19 protein-coding genes are annotated in these 18,520 nt (G+C 30.1%); all 19 read right to left on the bottom strand.

Going from position 1 to position 18,520, the window contains the following annotated elements:
• Window positions 1-209 precede the first annotated feature (209 nt).
• The 19 genes from phoU to sigK all read right to left on the bottom strand — a co-directional run bounded on the left by phoU (window position 210) and on the right by sigK (window position 18,517).
• Window positions 210-866: a phosphate signaling complex protein PhoU gene (phoU, locus tag BR69_RS0116230; RefSeq protein WP_027634137.1), complete on the bottom strand. Its 657-nt coding sequence runs from the start codon at window positions 864-866 to the stop codon at window positions 210-212.
• Window positions 867-1,018: 152 nt separating this feature from the next.
• The gene (gene pstB, locus BR69_RS0116225) at window positions 1,019-1,771 is read right to left on the bottom strand and encodes a phosphate ABC transporter ATP-binding protein PstB (protein WP_027634136.1); all 753 of its coding nucleotides are present in this window, start codon (window positions 1,769-1,771) and stop codon (window positions 1,019-1,021) included.
• An 11-nt stretch (window positions 1,772-1,782) separates the two neighbouring features.
• Window positions 1,783-2,667 carry a phosphate ABC transporter permease PstA gene (pstA, locus tag BR69_RS0116220; RefSeq protein ID WP_027634135.1) on the bottom strand — a complete coding sequence of 295 codons (885 nt, stop codon included), beginning with the start codon at window positions 2,665-2,667 and terminating at the stop codon, window positions 1,783-1,785.
• Entirely contained in the window at window positions 2,667-3,548 is an 882-nt protein-coding gene (gene pstC / locus BR69_RS0116215) for a phosphate ABC transporter permease subunit PstC (protein WP_027634134.1), read from the bottom strand. Before pstC ends, pstA begins: the two co-directional genes overlap by 1 nt.
• 59 nt (window positions 3,549-3,607) lie before the next feature.
• Window positions 3,608-4,492: a phosphate ABC transporter substrate-binding protein gene (locus BR69_RS0116210; protein ID WP_027634133.1), complete on the bottom strand. Its 885-nt coding sequence runs from the start codon at window positions 4,490-4,492 to the stop codon at window positions 3,608-3,610.
• Window positions 4,493-4,916: 424 nt separating this feature from the next.
• Window positions 4,917-6,635, bottom strand: coding sequence for a two-component system histidine kinase PnpS (pnpS, locus tag BR69_RS0116205; protein WP_027634132.1), 1,719 nt, complete (start codon window positions 6,633-6,635; stop codon window positions 4,917-4,919).
• 2 nt (window positions 6,636-6,637) lie between these two features.
• Window positions 6,638-7,333, bottom strand: a complete 696-nt coding sequence (locus tag BR69_RS0116200; protein WP_027634131.1) for a response regulator — start codon at window positions 7,331-7,333, stop codon at window positions 6,638-6,640.
• A gap of 16 nt (window positions 7,334-7,349) precedes the next feature.
• On the bottom strand, window positions 7,350-8,063 hold the full coding sequence (gene pgeF, locus BR69_RS0116195) for a peptidoglycan editing factor PgeF (RefSeq protein WP_027634130.1): 714 nt from the start codon (window positions 8,061-8,063) through the stop codon (window positions 7,350-7,352).
• Between the two features lie 97 nt (window positions 8,064-8,160).
• The gene (gene nrdR / locus BR69_RS0116190; protein WP_027634129.1) at window positions 8,161-8,631 is read right to left on the bottom strand and encodes a transcriptional regulator NrdR; all 471 of its coding nucleotides are present in this window, start codon (window positions 8,629-8,631) and stop codon (window positions 8,161-8,163) included.
• Between the two features lie 61 nt (window positions 8,632-8,692).
• Entirely contained in the window at window positions 8,693-8,956 is a 264-nt protein-coding gene (locus BR69_RS0116185; protein WP_027634128.1) for a YlmC/YmxH family sporulation protein, read from the bottom strand.
• A gap of 105 nt (window positions 8,957-9,061) precedes the next feature.
• Window positions 9,062-9,835, bottom strand: coding sequence for an RNA polymerase sporulation sigma factor SigG (gene sigG, locus BR69_RS0116180; protein WP_027634127.1), 774 nt, complete (start codon window positions 9,833-9,835; stop codon window positions 9,062-9,064).
• Between the two features lie 75 nt (window positions 9,836-9,910).
• A complete protein-coding gene (gene sigE, locus BR69_RS0116175) occupies window positions 9,911-10,618 on the bottom strand; it encodes an RNA polymerase sporulation sigma factor SigE (RefSeq protein ID WP_027634126.1) in 708 nt (235 codons plus the stop codon).
• 11 nt (window positions 10,619-10,629) lie between these two features.
• Window positions 10,630-11,433 carry a sigma-E processing peptidase SpoIIGA gene (gene spoIIGA / locus BR69_RS0116170; RefSeq protein WP_027634125.1) on the bottom strand — a complete coding sequence of 268 codons (804 nt, stop codon included), beginning with the start codon at window positions 11,431-11,433 and terminating at the stop codon, window positions 10,630-10,632.
• Window positions 11,434-11,772: 339 nt separating this feature from the next.
• Entirely contained in the window at window positions 11,773-12,894 is a 1,122-nt protein-coding gene (gene ftsZ, locus BR69_RS0116165; protein ID WP_027634124.1) for a cell division protein FtsZ, read from the bottom strand.
• A 15-nt stretch (window positions 12,895-12,909) separates the two neighbouring features.
• Window positions 12,910-14,145: a cell division protein FtsA gene (ftsA, locus tag BR69_RS0116160; protein WP_027634123.1), complete on the bottom strand. Its 1,236-nt coding sequence runs from the start codon at window positions 14,143-14,145 to the stop codon at window positions 12,910-12,912.
• 164 nt (window positions 14,146-14,309) lie between these two features.
• The gene (locus BR69_RS0116155; protein ID WP_027634122.1) at window positions 14,310-15,584 is read right to left on the bottom strand and encodes a glycosyltransferase family 2 protein; all 1,275 of its coding nucleotides are present in this window, start codon (window positions 15,582-15,584) and stop codon (window positions 14,310-14,312) included.
• Window positions 15,585-15,883: 299 nt separating this feature from the next.
• The gene (locus BR69_RS0116150; protein ID WP_027634121.1) at window positions 15,884-16,939 is read right to left on the bottom strand and encodes a type IV pilus twitching motility protein PilT; all 1,056 of its coding nucleotides are present in this window, start codon (window positions 16,937-16,939) and stop codon (window positions 15,884-15,886) included.
• A 22-nt stretch (window positions 16,940-16,961) separates the two neighbouring features.
• Entirely contained in the window at window positions 16,962-17,723 is a 762-nt protein-coding gene (locus BR69_RS0116145; RefSeq protein WP_027634120.1) for a shikimate dehydrogenase family protein, read from the bottom strand.
• Between the two features lie 89 nt (window positions 17,724-17,812).
• Window positions 17,813-18,517, bottom strand: a complete 705-nt coding sequence (sigK, locus tag BR69_RS0116140) for an RNA polymerase sporulation sigma factor SigK (protein WP_027634119.1) — start codon at window positions 18,515-18,517, stop codon at window positions 17,813-17,815.
• Window positions 18,518-18,520 lie beyond the last annotated feature (3 nt).

The following is an 18,520-nucleotide window of genomic DNA, read 5'->3' as shown; positions in this document are numbered from 1 at the left end:
TCACTCCTATTTTTAGTTACTATCATTATGTTATAATACCTTAATTAAATAAACTAGTCAATAAATAATTATTGTTAAAGCCTTACTATTTAAAGGTTTTCTAGTAATTAGATTTAGTTATTTTATTAACTATTAATTATGTTTTCTTTCTAATTATGTCCATATTTCAAAATAAAAAACTAGAAGACTAGCTTCTAGTTTTAAAAAGTTTAATCATTTAAGTCTACAGTTTCTCCAGTAACTAAGTAAATTGTCCATTCACATATATTAGTAACATGGTCTGCTATTCTCTCTAAGAATTTACATACAAATAAAAATTGAGCAGCTTGGTTTATTACTGTTTTATCATTTATCATAAGGTCTATTAACTCTTTAAATATACCCTTATATATGGCATCAATTTCATCATCCATTTTACAAGTAGCATAGGCTAGTTCTACATTCCCTTCCACATAGGCATCAATAGCACTTTTTATCATCTTTTGTATTATTTCTGTTATCCTAGGAATGTCTACTAATTCCTTAATATACTTCTCATCCTTAAGTCTTTTTACAACCTTTGCTATGTCCACTGCATGGTCTGCCATTCTTTCAAGATCTGTGACTATTTTTGTAGTTGTAAAAATATTTCTTAAGTCCTTTGCAAGGGGTTGTTCTCTTGCTATAAGCTTTATACATTTATCTTCTATATCCCTTTGAAGCTTATCTACAATATCATCATTTTTTATTATTTCACTTGCTAAATTATCATCTTTCTTTTTTAAAGCCTCAATAGAATTATATATTTGTTTTTCTACAATACTACTCATTCTAAGTAAATCATTATGAAGATTTCTTAGTTCTAAATCGAAGGATGTTCTTGTCATAATAGCACCTCACTTATTATATATTAGTCATATAATAGAAAATAACTCCTATCACTTATAGAGTATCTTTAGAGAATATATTTTTTAATACTATTATTTTTCTCTCTAGAGTTATTTAAAAGTAATAATAATTTATTATTTCCCTAAATATTTTAGCCGAATCTTCCAGTTATATAATCTTCTGTTCTTTTATCCTTTGGTCTGTAGAAAATATCTTCTGTTTTTCCCTTTTCTACAATCTCTCCATTTAAAAAGAATATTGTATTGTCTGCGATTCTTCCTGCCTGTTGCATATTATGAGTAACTATAACTACAGTATAATCTTTCTTTAATGAATCCATAAGTTCCTCTACCTTTAATGTAGATATAGGATCAAGAGCTGATGTAGGCTCATCCATAAGAAGGACCTCTGGCTCTACAGCAAGGGTTCTTGCTATACATAATCTCTGTTGCTGCCCTCCTGATAATCCATAGGCATTCTTTTTAAGTTTATCCTTTACTTCATCCCAAAGTACTGACCCTCTTAAACTTCTTTCTACTATTTCATCTAGGGTACCTTTATCTTTAATCCCGTGTATTCTAGGTCCATAGGCTATATTATCATATATAGACATTTGGAATGGATTAGGTTTTTGAAACACCATACCTATTTTTTTTCTAAGTTCTATTACATCATATTCTTTATCATATATATTTTTTCCTTCATATATAACTTCACCATTTACTGTAACATTATCTATAAGATCATTCATTCTATTTATTGTTCTTAAAAAGGTAGATTTACCACATCCTGAAGGACCTATTAATGCTGTAACCTTATTCTTATCTATGTCCACATTTATATTTTTAAGGGCATGAACCTTTCCATAATATAAATTAATATCCTTTGCCTCTATTATACTCATAATACTTCCTCCTATTTTGACCCTGTATATCTTTCATGTATTCTCTTTCCAAGTATTCTAGCTAATATATTAAATATAAGCACCATAAATATTAACACTGCTGCTGATTTATTAGCTATAGCTGCTGCATCTGGAAGACTTGCTTCTGAATTTAGTTTCCAAATGTGTATAGATAGTGTCTCTGCTGGCCTAAATATATTAAAAGGATTAGCTTTACTTCCAAGGGAAGCTCCAAGTTTTAAAGTTGGAGTAGTCATTCCTGCAGTATATAAAAGTGCTGCTGCTTCTCCAAATATTCTTCCTGCAGCAAGTATTATTCCTGTAAGAATTTGAGGCATTGAAGCTGGAATTAGTACATTTTTTATAGTTTGCCATTTTGTAGCTCCAAGTCCTAGACTTGCTTCACTAAACTTTTTTGACACATCACCTATTGCATTTTCACAAACCCTTGTAAGAGATGGTAAGTTTAGTATAGTTAAAGCTAAGGCTCCTCCAAATAGGGTAAATCCCCATTTTGCTAAATTAACAAAAACTAATAGTCCAAATAATCCTACTACTATAGAAGGAAGTGATGCCATAGTTTCAATAGATAGCCTTATTATATTTAAAAACATTCCTTCTTTTGCATATTCGCTTAAGTAAATTCCTGCACCAAGTCCTAAAGGTATGGTAATAGCTAAAGAAAGTACAAGAAGATAAAATGAGTTAAATAATTGAGGACCTATTCCCCCTCCAGCTTCTCCATGCTTTGGAGCTCCAAATAGGAATTTAGGATCTAGGAAGCCAAATCCTTTTACAATTATTATTGATAATAATAAAACTAATATAAATACCACAAAAGCAGATAGTAAATATAATATAAAAGTCCAAATTTTATCTATAACCTTAGCATTCATTATTTTGATTCACCTCGTTTTCCTATTGCTCTTATTACTAATATAAATATGAATGATACAACAAGTAGCAAGGATGCTAAGGACCAAAGAGCATCATTCCATGGTGTTCCATTTATTGTATTAGCCATATCCATGGTAAGAATACCAGTTAAAGTGGTAGTGGAGTCTAGTATTCCTTTTGGGAATTTTATAGAGTTTCCTATTACCATTTGAACAGCTAAGGCCTCTCCAAAAGCTCTTGCTACTCCAAGAACTATTCCAGTAAGTATGCCTTTTTTAGCTGCTGGTACAACTACCTTACTTATAGTTTGCCATCTTGTGGCCCCAAGACCATAAGATGCCTCAATATATTCCCTTGGCACAGTCTTTATAGCATCAGATGCAATACTTGCTATGGTAGGTAATATCATAACACTTAATACAAGTATAGCTGCAAGTACTGAAAAACCTATACCTCCAAACCCTCTTTTAATTAAAGGTACTAGAAAGGATATACCAATCCATCCATAAACAACAGAAGGTATTCCTACAAAAAGCTCTAAAGCAGGCTGAAGAATTTTACTTCCTATGCTTTTAGAAATTAAATTCATAAAGATTGCTAAAGCTACAGCTATAGGTGCTGCTATTACTATTGCTCCAAAAGATACTAATATGGATCCTGCTAAAAATATAAGAGATCCAAAACTTGTATCTCCTTCTGTAACCCATTTAGGTGAGAATAAAAACTCACTTATAGGAGTAGTTTTAAAAGTCGTCATACCCTTTGAGAACACAAACAACATTATGGATAAAGTAAGGACTACTATTAATACTCCACAAATTGTTGCATAAGTTCTTCCTAAATATTCATTTCTAAGTTTGGTGAACCTATTGCTTTTCATACCTCACAACCTCTTCTTAAATTAATTTAATTAGGCTAGACAAGGTCTAGCCTAATTTATTACTTGAAATCACCCATCGGTATATATCCAAGTTTTTCAACTGTTTCCTTGTTTTCATCACTCTTAATAAAATCTATTAAAGCTTTTACTTCATCCTTTGCTTCACCTTTTGTTATCATATATTCATAAGACCAGAATGGATATTTCTTAGAAACTATATTTTCCTTTTTAGCCTCTATTCCATCTATCTTTAAAACTTTTATTCCCTCTTTGTCTTTATCAGTCATTAAGTTAGATAAAGCCACATAAGTAATGGATCCACTAGTTTCTCTTACAGCCTTTAAAGCTGCTCCTGTAGAATCTTGTGTCATTCCAAGTCCCTCTTTTTCATCCTTATCCTTTAAGATAGTATTTTTAAAGGTAGCTCTTGTTCCTGATGATTTAGTTCTATTAACTACAGTTATCTTTGAGTCATTTCCTTTAAGATCCTTCCAGTTAGTTATTTCCCCTGTAAAAACCTTTTGTATTTCATCTATAGTTAGGTTATCTATGTTAACATCTTTGTTTACCACTAAAGCAAATCCTATTCCAGCAACCTTTTCTTCCTTTAATTCATCTAATATCTTTTTATCTTTTATTTTTTCACTAGCTGGTACATCTGAGTTACCTATTTGTGCACTTCCTTGGGCAACTTGGTTTATTCCAACTCCACTTCCTCCCCCTTGAACATTCACAGTTACATCTGGATATTTATCTTTAAACTTTACCGCGGATTTTTCAACTAATGGTTGAAGGGCAGTTGATCCTATTGATAATACAGTTCCTGAATAAGCTTTATTAGAATCTCCAGTTGTTTCTTCCTTATTACCACAAGCAGTAAGTCCTGTTACCCCTAGTGTTAAAGTTAAAGCTAATACACTAAGCTTTAAAAAGTTTTTTCTCATAATTTACATTCCTCCTAAATTTCCTTTAGATGTACTTTACAATTACATTATGTACTTTTAAAGTTAAAGCAGTATTATAGTAAAGTTAAATAAATTTAACATTAGGTTCCCCAATTAAACCTTTTAAAATTCAGAATCATATACTAAGTTTAAATCTATAATCTATAGTGTCTTAATATTAAAACTCAACTTCTACATTGTTTAAGTTATTGAATGTGTAAGTTTTAGCCATTGTATAAATTAAATTTATTCTCAAAAGAGAATATATTAATTTTAGAATATTTATTCTAAAAATGTACTAATGTACTGTGTTAAAATTTTATATTTCTAATTTCATATAAAATTTATATAATAAAAAACAGATGGTATTTATACTCTTTATATAAATACCATCTGTTTTCATAAATAGAAATCTATTTAATTATTAACTATTCTCTTTAAAATTCTTTATAGGTAAGGTTATTATAAATTCCGTTCCTTTTCCTACTTCACTATCTACGTTAATGCTTCCATTAAAGCTTTTTATTATATGTTTTACAATGGCAAGACCAAGTCCTGTTCCTCCCTTAGCCCTAGACCTAGCCTTATCTACCCTATAAAATCTTTCAAAAAGTCTAGGTATATGCTCCTTATCTATTCCAACTCCATTATCTTTTATACTTATAACACAATTATTCTCTATGGACTTAGAGGTAACCCATACACATCCACCTTCTTCAGAATACTTTATCCCATTATCTATTATATTTATCATCATCTGCTTAAACCTATCTTTATTTCCCATAATATTAATATTACTATTAACATCAAAAACAAGGTCTATATTCTTTTTATCTGCAGTATTTTTTATTAGATAATATATATCCTTTAAGGTTTTATCTACCTCTATATTTTCTATAATTACCTCTCTATTTTGCTCTATATTAGATAGTGCCAGTATATCATCAATTAATCTAGTAAGTCTTTCAGCCTCATCATTTATTATTCCTAAAAATCTATCTTTATTTTCTTCATCATCTACATATTTTAAGGTTTCAGCAAATCCCTTTATAGATGTAAGAGGTGTTTTTAACTCGTGAGATACATTAGCAACAAATTCTGATCTCATATTTTCAAGCTTTTTAATTTCTGTAACATCCTGTACTACTGCTACAGTACCTATAAGCTCCCTATGATTTATAATATCTGCTGTTTTTATTCTAAGTTCCTTTTCCTCTGGCCAGTATATCTTAAGTTCTTTATAATCATCACTGGTATCTTTAAAGACTGCCTCAAATTCAAAATCCCTAATATGATCCATAAGATTTTCTCCAATAATATCTCTATCTATATCAAATATTTTATTGGCATATGGATTCATCATTATTATTTTAGAATTTCTATCTATGGCGATAACTCCACTATCCATACTTTTTAGTATAGCTTCTAATCTATTTTGTTTATCTGTAACCTCTCTAATTGTATATTGGAGCTTATCGGCCATATTATTAAATGTCTTTGCAAGATCTCCTACCTCATCAGCGTAAAAGGCATTTACTCTTCTATTAAAATCTCCTTTTGCAATTCTTGACGTTACAAACTCTAACTCTTTTATAGGTTCCATAATTATTTGAGACAATTTTACTGATAGCATAACAGCAATGGATATAACAACTACTAAAACAGTAATATAATACTTAATATATTGACCATTTAATATGTTAACATTATCTAATGCTATAGAAGTTCTTAAAAGATCCCCGTCTATTGTCTTTGTAGCAAAATACATCATATTTTTACTTAAAGTAGAGCTATATCTTATACTGCTTCCTTCCCCATCTCTTAAGGCTAATTTTATTTCGTCCCTAGTTAAGTGGTTATTCATTTTATTATGATCCTGAAGAGAGTCATAAATAACCTCTCCATCCCTTCCTATTAGAGTTACCCTAAAGTCTGCTCTAGTATAAAGCTCTCTGAATAACTCCTTCCTCTTTTCAAGGGATTTATCCTCTATGGCTCTATTTAAAATTTTATTATTTACTATAAGATCCTGACGAGTGTTATTTATTTGTTGATAGTTAGATATAACTATGAATAATGAGCTTATTACTACTAGACTAAATATTATTGTGCTTAATACTAAAATTAATATTCTTTTTTTCATATTTAATCACCATAGTTAAATCTATATCCTATTCCTCTTATAGTTTCTATATATTTAGGGTTTTTATCATCGTCTTCTATCTTCTGTCTTAGGTGCCTTATGTGAACATCTACTGTTCTTGTCTCTCCAATATATTCATATCCCCATATCTTATCTAAAAGAAAATCACGGGTCATAACCCTTCCTTTATTCTTTATTAAGATCTCTAATAACTCGAATTCTTTTAAAGTTAAATCTATTCTTTTACCAGATTTCATAATCTCATGTTTTTGAAAATCTATGGCTACATTGCCAAACTTATAAGAAGTTTCCACAAACTGAGTGGTAGTTCTTCTTAAAACAGCTTTTATCCTTGCAATTAGTTCACGAACTGAAAAAGGCTTTGTGATATAATCATCTGCTCCAAGCTCTAACCCTAAGATTTTATCAAGTTCCTCTCCCTTTGCTGTAATCATAATTACAGGAATATGAGAGGTGAGAGTATCTCTTCTTATTTCTTTACAAATATCATAACCATCCATTCCTGGAAGCATTAAATCTAATAATATTAGTTTTGGAACTTCTTCCTTTATAATATTTAAAGCATCTATTCCATTTCCAGAAGTAAGTACCTTATATCCTTCTTTTTCAAGATTAAATTTAATAAGCTCTAATATGTGATCCTCATCATCCACTACTAATATTTTTTCCTCTGCCATATAAATCCCTCCTATACTATTTCATAAATATTAAGGATAGTAATCTTCCACTGTCTTCTCTGTTTTTTCTATAAGAGTGAAATTTTAATTCCTTATTACAATAAGTGCATAATTCTAAAGATTTTATATTCTCCTCTTTTAATCCCTTATACTTTAAATCTTGAATTATACAACTTTCTACGTTTAAGTTTCTATTTTCTTTTACTTTTCCCTTCTTAAATATTTTATCACCTAAAAACTTTTCTATTAACTCCTCCCCAAACTCATAACAACATTCCCTATTGTGAGGTCCTATTACAGCCTTTATATCATTAGGATTGCAGTTATAAACCTCAATCATTTTATCTACAGCCTCTAAGGATATATGGTCTAAAGTTCCCTTCCAACCACTATGAACTGCCCCTATTATTTTATTTTTTTCATCATATAAAAGAAGGGGTACACAATCTGCTGTAAGGATTCCAATTCCCATATATTTCTCATTAGTAATTAGTCCATCACCTTCTTTACCCTCTTCTTTTATATCTAAAACTATACTGCTATGTATTTGGGATAATGTTTTAATATCTTTTAATCCATAGTATTTAGAAATTTCCTCTATATTTTCTTTAAAACTAGATTTATTCTTCCTAAAGTCTAAATCACCTTCTGCTGTTGAAAATACCATAGTGGCATTTTCAAAATTTATTTCTATAAGTCTTCTCTCTATATCTAAATTAATTATTTCCATAACTTTCTCCTAACATAATCTTAACATACTTCCTTATATCTATTTTACTTCCTACTGAATTTTAACCTTTTTTTACTTAATATTAACATAAGCCAAACTATTCTAAGTAGTTTGGCTTATTTGACATTAGATTTTTAATCTCTTCCATAAATGTATTTATATCTTTAAACTGTCTATATACTGAAGCAAAACGCACATAGGATACCTCATCAATATTCTTTAATTTTTCCATTATAAGTTCCCCTATGTATTCTGACTTAACCTCTGTAAGAAGTTCATTACTTAAATATTTCTCTATGTCTTGAGCTATCTCATCAATCTGCGCTCTAGAGACTTGTCTCTTTTGGCATGCCTTTATAAGCCCATTAACTATCTTACTCTTATCAAAATATTCTCTAGTTAAATCCTTTTTTATTACTAGTATAGGAATATCTTCTATCTTCTCATAGGTTGTATATCTTTTATTGCATTTTAAACATTCTCTTCTTCTTCTTATTGCATTATCATCATCTGTAGATCTTGAATCTACAACCTTACTTTCCTCATTAGTACAATATGGACATTTCATTTACTTCACGCCCTTCTTTTTAATTTCTATAGTAGTATTATACTATATTTTTATATAATTTCTATATGTCATTTGAATTACTTTGCTCATAATCTACAAGAATTACATCTACCCCTATTTTAACCACCTTATTCCAAGGTATTTCTCTATGTTCCCCTTTGGTAAACCAAGATGCTCTTATCTCTGGTAACACTAAAGCTACTACCCTACACTCATCACAATCTATCTTCAAATCCTTTATATATCCAAGCTTCGCCCCAAGATTTACATCAATTACCTCCATAGATTTTATTTGGTTTATAGAATGCATAGAATTTATTTCCATAATAATCCCTCCCTAAATAATTTATATGTTTTCAATAGTAATTCTATGCTAAATATATATGCATTTAGTTTTCAAAATAAAAAGAGTCTGAAAATCAGACTCTTTTTAAACATATTTTCTCATGTGTCTCAATGCTGTTTTTTCTAATCTTGATACCTGAGCTTGAGATATACCTATCTCATCTGCCACCTCCATTTGAGTTCTTCCATCAAAAAACCTTAAGTTTAATATTAGTTTTTCCCTATCATTAAGCTTTTTCATCGCTTCTTTTATAGCAATATTTTCAAGCCAACTTTCATCTAAATTCTTATTATCACTTATTTGATCCATAACATATATGGCATCTCCTCCATCATTATATATGGGTTCAAATAAGGACACTGGATCTTGGATTGCATCTAGGGCAAATACTACCTCTTCCCTTGGAACCTCAAGCTCCTTAGCTATTTGAGATATGGTAGGCTCTTTGTTATTTTCATTAACTAGTCTATCACGTACAAGTAAAGCTCGATAGGCAATATCCCTAAGGGATCTACTAACTCTTATGGAGTTATTATCTCTTAAATATCTTCTTATCTCTCCTATTATCATAGGAACTGCATAGGTTGAGAACTTTACATTTTGACTTAAGTCAAAATTATCTATTGCCTTCATGAGACCTATACATCCGACTTGGAATAAATCATCAACATTTTCTCCTCGGTTATTAAATCTCTGAATAACACTTAAAACTAATCTTAAATTACCTCTTATAAAGTCTTCCCTTGCATTATTATTCCCTTGCCTTATTGCTATAAGTAGTGCTTTCATTTCTTTTTCCTTTAGCACAGGCAACTTTGATGTATTTACGCCACAGATTTCTACCTTGCTAATCATCATATAGTTATCAGTCCCTTCAGAGTAATTCAATTAAAAGTGTTCCCTCAGGGATAAAATTTTATACCGCTGACAACCCTATAACATTTTATTTATTTCTTTTTTTAGTCTACTAATAATTCTTTTTTCTAATCTAGATATATAAGATTGAGATATCCCAAGCATATCTGCAACTTCCTTTTGTGTCTTTTCCTTAGTGCCCTGAAGACCAAATCTAAGTCTTACAATTTCTTTTTCTCTTTCATTTAATTTATCCAAGGCAACACATAAAAGTTCTCTATCTATTTCATCTTCTATATAGTTATAAACTGTATCATTTTCTGTACCTAATATGTCAGATAATAATAGCTCATTCCCATCCCAGTCTGTATTTAATGGTTCATAAAAGGAAATTTCTGCTTTCACCTTTGAATTTCTTCTAAGATACATAAGAATTTCATTTTCTATGCACCTAGAAGCATAAGTAGCAAGTTTTATTTTCTTTTCTGGGTCAAAGGTACTTACTGCCTTAATAAGTCCTATAGTTCCAACAGATGTTAAATCTTCAACTGAAACCCCTGTATTTTCAAACTTTCTTGCAATATATACCACTAACCTCAAATTCCTTTCGATGAGGGTGCTCTTTACACTTTTTTCACCCTTTACAAGTTTTAAGACTAAATCCTCTTCCTCATCCTTAGATAAGGGAGGTGGAAGAGCATCATTGCCTCCTATGTAATAAAGTTTTTTTGTAAATAACTTCATTTTAGTTAAAATTCTATTTAACAATATCCTAAGTTTTATCACATTCATCCCCCCTATATTAATCCTCTTGATAACAACGCTACATAATCATCTGTATTGCTTAATCTTTCCTTGCAAAGGCAAACAATAACTTCTCTAAATTGTATATTATTATCATCATATGATATCTTTACCCCTAAAGGTTTAAATCCCTGAAGTTCACCCTTATGTCCATTTACAGCTGCATAGGGTATTTTAAAAGTATCCTTATTCTCTAATCTATAATCTTTTAGTACATTTTCTTCAATTATTATAACTGGCAAATTAGTGGCTGGTTCTCTAAGTTCATTTCCTGTATCTAAAAAAGCCCTCATCTTTGCCTTAAAGTTGTTATCTAGTATCTCAATATCATAAATATATTTATTCATAGACTTTCTATCTTGTACAAATGTATTTATACGGCTACTAAACAAATAAATAATCATTAAAGATAAGAGTAAATATTTATAGGAGAAATTCACAACTTGATAATTTAAGGAGAAGGTTGTTTCTTTTGAAATATCAACAAAAACGCATACTCCTGCAAGTACCATAGAGTAAATTATATATACTATAGAACTCTTTATTAAAAATAATATTTCCCTCTTTCTAAAAACTAAAAAAGTCATTAAAAAACTTACTAAAATTTTTATAGGTAAATTATTTAAAAAGCTTAAAAAATCAAAAAGTACAACTATACAGTATAAAGCTCCTATAAGAGATGGAATTATAAACCTTTTAATAGAATATTTTGTCCTTAAGGTTTGTGAGGTTAAATATAGTAAAAATAAATTCACAATAAAATTTTCAAAGATTAGTATATCTGCATATACCTCCATTTCACTCCCCCCTTGATAACTATTATAACTGGCTTATTCTTAAAATTTTGTCACTTCATAAAATTTATAAGTTTTTTTATTCTTTTATTTTTTTACATTTTTACCCATTTATCTTTTCATACTATTTTTTATCTCCATATATTTTTATATAAGTGTAACTATTACTCAATGTATTTATAGTAAAACTTATTTAATATAAATTCTTAAATAATAAACAATTCCATGATATTTAAAATAGACATAAGTATTTATATCTATTTTAAATATCATGGAATTTCTATCCTATTAAGCAATATATTGTGCAAAAATAAAGAGATGGTCAGTAGTATAAACTACTGACTATCTCTTATTCTTTCTTAAGAAAGCTGGTATTTCTATATCATTATCATTATATGTTCTTGTTGGTGCCACTTCTTCCATGTCATCAGATTCTTGTTCCGTTCTGATTCTTTGTTCCTTAACTGGCTCTTTAACTATGTTTTCCTCTGGTCTTTTAACAATCTCTTTTTCTGATTCAAAACCAGTTGCTATAACAGTTATTCTTATTTCATCCTTAAGATTTTCATCTATAACAGCTCCAAATATTATGTTAGCGTCTGGATCTGCTGCCTGTTGTACAACCTCTGCCGCTTCATTTATTTCAAGAAGTCCAAGATCTGTACCACCTGTAACATTTAAAAGCACTCCTGTAGCTCCTACTATTGAAGTTTCAAGTAATGGAGAAGATATAGCTTGTTTAGCCGCATCTGCTGCTCTATTGTCTCCTGCTCCATATCCTACACCCATGTGAGCAAGCCCTTTATCAACCATTACTGTTCTAACATCTGCAAAGTCAAGGTTAACAAGTCCAGGTATTGTTATAAGGTCTGATATACCTTGAACACCCTGTCTTAAAATATCATCTGCCATTTTAAAAGAATCAAGTAAGGTAGTTTTTTTATCTACCATAGTCAATAATCTTTCATTTGGTATTGTAACTAGAGTATCTACTCTTTCTTTTAGATTATTTATTCCCATTTCTGCATGAAGCATTCTTTTTCTTCCCTCAAATGGAAATGGCTTTGTCACAACTCCCACTGTAAGTATACCCATAGACTTAGCTATTTCTGCAACCACTGGTGCTGCTCCTGTACCGGTTCCGCCACCCATACCAGCAGTTATAAATACCATGTCCGCACCTTTAATAGCTTGGGATATTTCTTCCTTACTCTCTTCTGCAGCCTTCTTTCCTATTTCTGGATTAGCTCCTGCTCCAAGTCCTTTTGTTAGTTTATCTCCTATTTGAATCTTTTGGGTAGCATGAGATAACATTAGAGCTTGCTTATCTGTATTTACAGATATGAACTCTACATTTTTTAATCCTTCAATTATCATTCTATTAACAGCGTTGTTTCCTCCGCCTCCACAACCTATAACCTTAATATTGGCAAACTGTTGAACATCTACATCAAAATCTAACAAGACAATTCCTCCTCTTTAGAAATATTCACCTAGAAAACTCTTTATTTTCCTCATAAAACCTTCTGGCTTCTTTTCTTTATTATTAATTTCAGTTTCATTATTTTCAATCTTATTATCAGTTATTTTATTATAACTAATTTTCAACTCATTAAAGACATGTTTAACAATTCCTAATGAATTAATAGTTAAAGTATTCTCTAAATCTGTAGTACTTTTATTAAAAGCATATATTGGCTTAGATATCACTCTTTTGCCTATACTCACTAAAGATTTATACTGAGAAATTCCCCCTCCATAAATTATCACTGTGCTTATATCGTCCATATATGAAGAGTTCTTTAACTCATCTGAAATAAAGTTTAAAATTTCCTCAATTCTAGCATCTATTATATCACATAATATATTTCCTTGAAGACCATATTCTTCACCCTTTGTTCCTAATTCTATGTCTTCAAGACCTCTGCCTAGCTCTGCATACTTAAACTTTAATTCTTCAGCTTCTTTAAATGAAACCTTTGTGCAATACATAATATCTCCTGTTATATTATTCCCACCTATATTAAAAGAATTCATATGTACTAAGGTACCATTTTTATAAATCCCTATATCTGTATTATCAACCCCAACATCTATAATAGCTATAGTTTCCCTCTTATCTTCTTTAGTTAAGATAAATGTAGATGCTGCATTTATCTTTAAAGTTGTGCCCTTTATTCCCACCTTTAAATTATCAAAACACTTATATATAGAATCTAAGTGAATCTCATTAGCCACAACAATTTTTGCATCTACTTCTAATCTACTTCCCTTCATATTTAAGGGATTATCAATTTCATAAGACTCATCAATTATAAATTTTTCTGGAATTATATCAATAACTTTTTCATACTTACCTATAGAAACCCTCTTAGCTGCATCTAAAACCCTTTTTACCTCAGCTTCATCTATAGTATCTTCTTCTCCTGAAATAGCTATAATTCCCTTATTAGACACAAGCCTACAAATCGATGAAGGTATTCCTATAAAAACTTCGTCTATATATAGATTAATAACTCTTTCCATGTCTTCAAGGCAACTTCTTAAAGCTTCAGTTACACTATCTATATTAACAACTATACCTTTTTTTATCCCATCACATTTTATTTCAGTACTTGCTAATATTTTTAGTTTTCCCTGCTTATCTGCCTTGCCTATCATTCCATATATAGATGAGGATCCCATATCAATACCAACTATATAATTGTTATTCATCCTCTTTTGTCTACCTCCTTCGCAGATAGCATTTAAACTCATACTATATATTCAACATGTTTTTAAAAATTCCTTTTAAATATGGTATATTTCCAGTGAATTTTTATATATTCTTTAGTATATCCTATAATATATAAAAAAGCAAAGGACGAGATACCTCGTCCTTATTTCGCTTCTTCAAGGTCTGTGATCTTTATACTTCTTGTATGTAAAGTATGTGACCACTCCTTTTTATCCTTATTTAATATTCCCTGAATAGATATTGGCATCCAAGTTATTGCATAAATTGGATAGATTAAATAATATAAGAATATTTTAAAACTAAGTTTATTATCAAGAATTAAAATAAAGGGTGTATATATAAATTGCATAGCAATAAGTAATACCGCTCCTGCCTTAAACATAGTAAAGTTAGCAGTTTGCATCATGGTTATAGCTTTAGTTATAAGCTCTGGTGCCATTAAGAAGTAATTCATAGCATTTAAAATCATAGCTACTCCTAAAAGTATTATTACTATTGGCTGAATACTATACAAAGCACAATCTAAAGCTACCACATTAAATTCTTTTATTGCCTTCTTCATAAGTCTAAAGAAATATCTAGAAGCAACGTCTGCAAACCCTTGCATCCATCTTCTTCTTTGTGCCCATGACTGAACAAGTGTTAAAGGTTTTTCATCATATATAATAGCCTCGTGTGCCCAACCTACCTTACAGTCATTTAACACAAGCTTACAAGTGAACTCTAAATCTTCAGTAAGACAAGTAGCTCCCCATCCTAAATCCTTTAATACATTAGTATCTATACAAAATCCTGTTCCACCAAGCTGATTTGATAACCCTAAGTTACTTCTAGACAATTGAAACATTCTATTTGAAGTCCAAAATGCTATAGAGTAACTTCCTGTTATCCAGGTATCCATAGGATTTTTACTATCAAGATATCCTTGTACTACCTTGTATCCATTACATAATTTATTATTCATAACTTTTAAAAAGTTTTTTGAAACTAGGTTGTCTGCATCTAGAACTACTACTGCATCATATTTTCTCTCCATTTTAAATATCTTATCAAACATCCATTCTAAGGCATAACCCTTTCCTCTTTCAGTTTTATTAACCCTCTCAAAAACTAAGGCACCTGATTCCCTAGCTTTAAGCGCAGTATTATCCGTACAATTATCAGCAATAACAAAGATGTCATATAAATCTTTGGGATAGTCAACCATATGTAAACTATTTATAATGTCTTCTATAACCATTTCTTCATTATGAGCTGCTACTATAAATGCAAAGCTCTTCTTTGGAGAAAATTCCTTTTTTTCCTTAAATCTTATAAGTCCAAAAAAAGAAAGTATTAAGTAATACATTGATACTCCAAAAACTAAATTAGTAAATACTGCTGATATAATGTGTACTAAGGAATTAAAGATTTCCATTGTATCTCCCCCTTAATCAAAGTTATTTTAACACAAATCAATTTTAAATACTATACCTTTATTTAATTTCAATTATTTTTTATTTATGATTTTATTAATATTTCCCATAATATTATATTACTTGATTAATCATATATTTCACTTAATTCTAAAAATATAATCTTCGCTGTTTATGGAATAATCTTCGCTGTTTATGGAATAATATTCCTAAGCATAACTAGGAGGAGGTTCTTAACTTAAACTTATTATTATAAAACTATATTTTAGGTAAAAAAAAGGATAGCCAAGGCCATCCTTTATTAAAGAAGCATCATTCTACTTATCATTTCTCTGTCTACTGCAAAGGTCATAGCTGTTTCTTCTGTTATTATTCCACTTTTATAAAGTTGTACTATAGCCATATCCATGGTTTTCATACCATACTTACTTCCTGTTTGAACAGAAGACTCTATTTGATGAGTTTTTCCTTCTCTTATTAAGTTTTGTATAGCAGGAGTTGATGTCATAATTTCTAAAGCTGAAACTCTACCCTCTCCATCTTCTCTTGGAAGAAGTTGCTGAGATACTACTCCCTGAAGCACTGCTGCTAGCTGCACTTTTATTTGTTGCTGCTGATGAGGAGGGAAAACATCTACTATTCTATCAATAGTCTTTGCTGCCCCTATGGTATGAAGGGTAGAAAGTACAAGATGACCTGTTTCCGCTGCTGTTATAGCCACTGCTATAGTTTCTATATCCCTCATTTCTCCCACTAATATAACATCTGGATCTTCTCTAAGTATAGCCTTTAAAGCTTTTTCATAGGACTTTGTATCTTTTCCTATTTCTCTTTGGTTAATTATAGATTTATTATGTTTATGTAAGTATTCTATAGGATCTTCTAGGGTTATTATGTGAGCATCTCTAGTATTATTTATCTCATTTATCATGGCTGCTAAGGTTGTACTTTTTCCACTTCCTGTTGGTCCTGTTACTAATATCAGCCCTCTTTGTTTATTTATTAAGTCCTTTATAACAGGTGGATGATTTAACTCACTTAAAGTTGGAACCTTCAAAGTTATTACTCTAAGAGCAATAGCATCGCTTCCTCTTTGCTTAAATATGTTAACTCTAAATCTTCCAAAACCTGATATAGAATAAGAAGTATCATACTCCCCTTCATTTAAATACTCTTCAAAATATTCTCCCAATATTTCTTTAGCAAAGCCTTCCACGTCCCTTGGAGAAAGTTTTTTATCTCCAATATGCTTAAGAGCACCATTTATTCTAATAGCTGGAGTAGTTCCTACAGTTAAATGTAAGTCTGAAGCCTTTTCCTTTAATGTTATTTCTAGTAATTCTCTTAATGTATACAAATTTTACCCTCCTGTTTAAAGTTTATTTGAGATTTTCACACCATATATCAATGGCTTCGTAAGCTTGAAATTTAAGCATATCTTCTCCATTAACACATATAGCTCCTAAACTTTCCCCTAATTCCATAAGTTTAGTTTTACTTGGCTTATAATTTAAGTCGTATATTATAAGATCTTTCTTTATCCTTTTTATAGTAAATGGCAACTGTGGATTGTTAATATTACCTAAGGGAGTACAATTAATTACCATATCATATTTATAAAAATTAAAGTCTGAGCTTATGTTCAATATATTATCTACTAAAAGAAACTCTCTTTCCATTTTTTTTATGTTCCGTCCAGCCATATCTATTGATGATGCTCCTAAATCCTTTAGTGCATAAAATATAGCTTTAGAAGAACCACCATTTCCTAAAATCAATATAGTTTTTCCTTTTACATCTATACCCTTTACCTGTAAACTTTTTATAAACCCAAAATAATCTGTGTTATATCCTAGATAAGTATTACCTCTTATGACTACAGTATTTACAGCCCCTATAATATTTGATGGGTAAACTAAGTGATTCAGATATCTTAAAACCTTTTCTTTATAAGGTATAGTAACATTAAACCCTATTATATTACTATGCTCTAAGTTATTAAAAAACTCATCCACCTTATTATCTTCCATGTCAAATAATTCATATTCTAAGTCTATATTATGAATTTTATAGTAATCATTATGAATTTTGGGTGACTTAGAATATCCTATATTTCTCCCTAATAATCCACATTTTCTCATAGATATCAGCTCCTAGTTAATTTATTCTACAAAAATGTGCCAAACTCCTTTTATAATTTTAAGATTACAAAAGAAATTTAGCACCTCTATCATACTCTATTTTTTCCATTTAACTCCTTAAACAATTTTTTTAATGCCCTCTTTTCAATTCGAGAAACATAAGATCTGGAAATATCAAGCATACTTGCTATTTCTCTCTGTGTTTTAGAGTTTCCATCAATTAGCCCATATCTCATCTCTATTATAAGCTTCTCTCTCTCAGTTAAACAAAGGTTTATTTGTTTATATAACTTTTTTATCTGTATCTTGTTTTCAACTATTTCAACTACGGAATCCTCTTCTGTACTTAGTACATCAATTAATGAAATTTCATTTCCCTCTTTATCTACCCCTATTGGGTCATGAAGAAATACCTCACCCTTAACTTTTTTATTATTCCTTATAAGCATGAGTATTTCATTTTCTATACATCTTGCTGCATAGGTTGCAAGTCTAGTACCCTTTTCATAATCAAAGGAATCAATAGCCTTAATAAGACCTACAGTTCCAATAGATATTAAATCATCTACCTCCCTACCTGGAAATGAATATTTCTTTACTATATGTGCCACAAGTCTTAAATTTCTTTCAACTAGGACTTGTTTAGCTACCTCATCACCCTCTTTTAGCTTTCGTAAATAGAATTCCTCTTCTTTCTCATCTAGTGGCTTTGGAAAAGAATTATTTCCTGTCACATATCCCGCTAGAAAGGTTATACTACCAACCATATCAAAAAAGCATTGAAAGATAAACACAAG

This window comes from Clostridium hydrogeniformans DSM 21757, assembly GCF_000686705.1.
Lineage (GTDB): Bacteria > Bacillota > Clostridia > Clostridiales > Clostridiaceae > Clostridium_Z > Clostridium_Z hydrogeniformans.
Note: the sequence above shows the minus strand (reverse complement) of the source record. Positions and strands in the feature narration are given on the sequence as shown.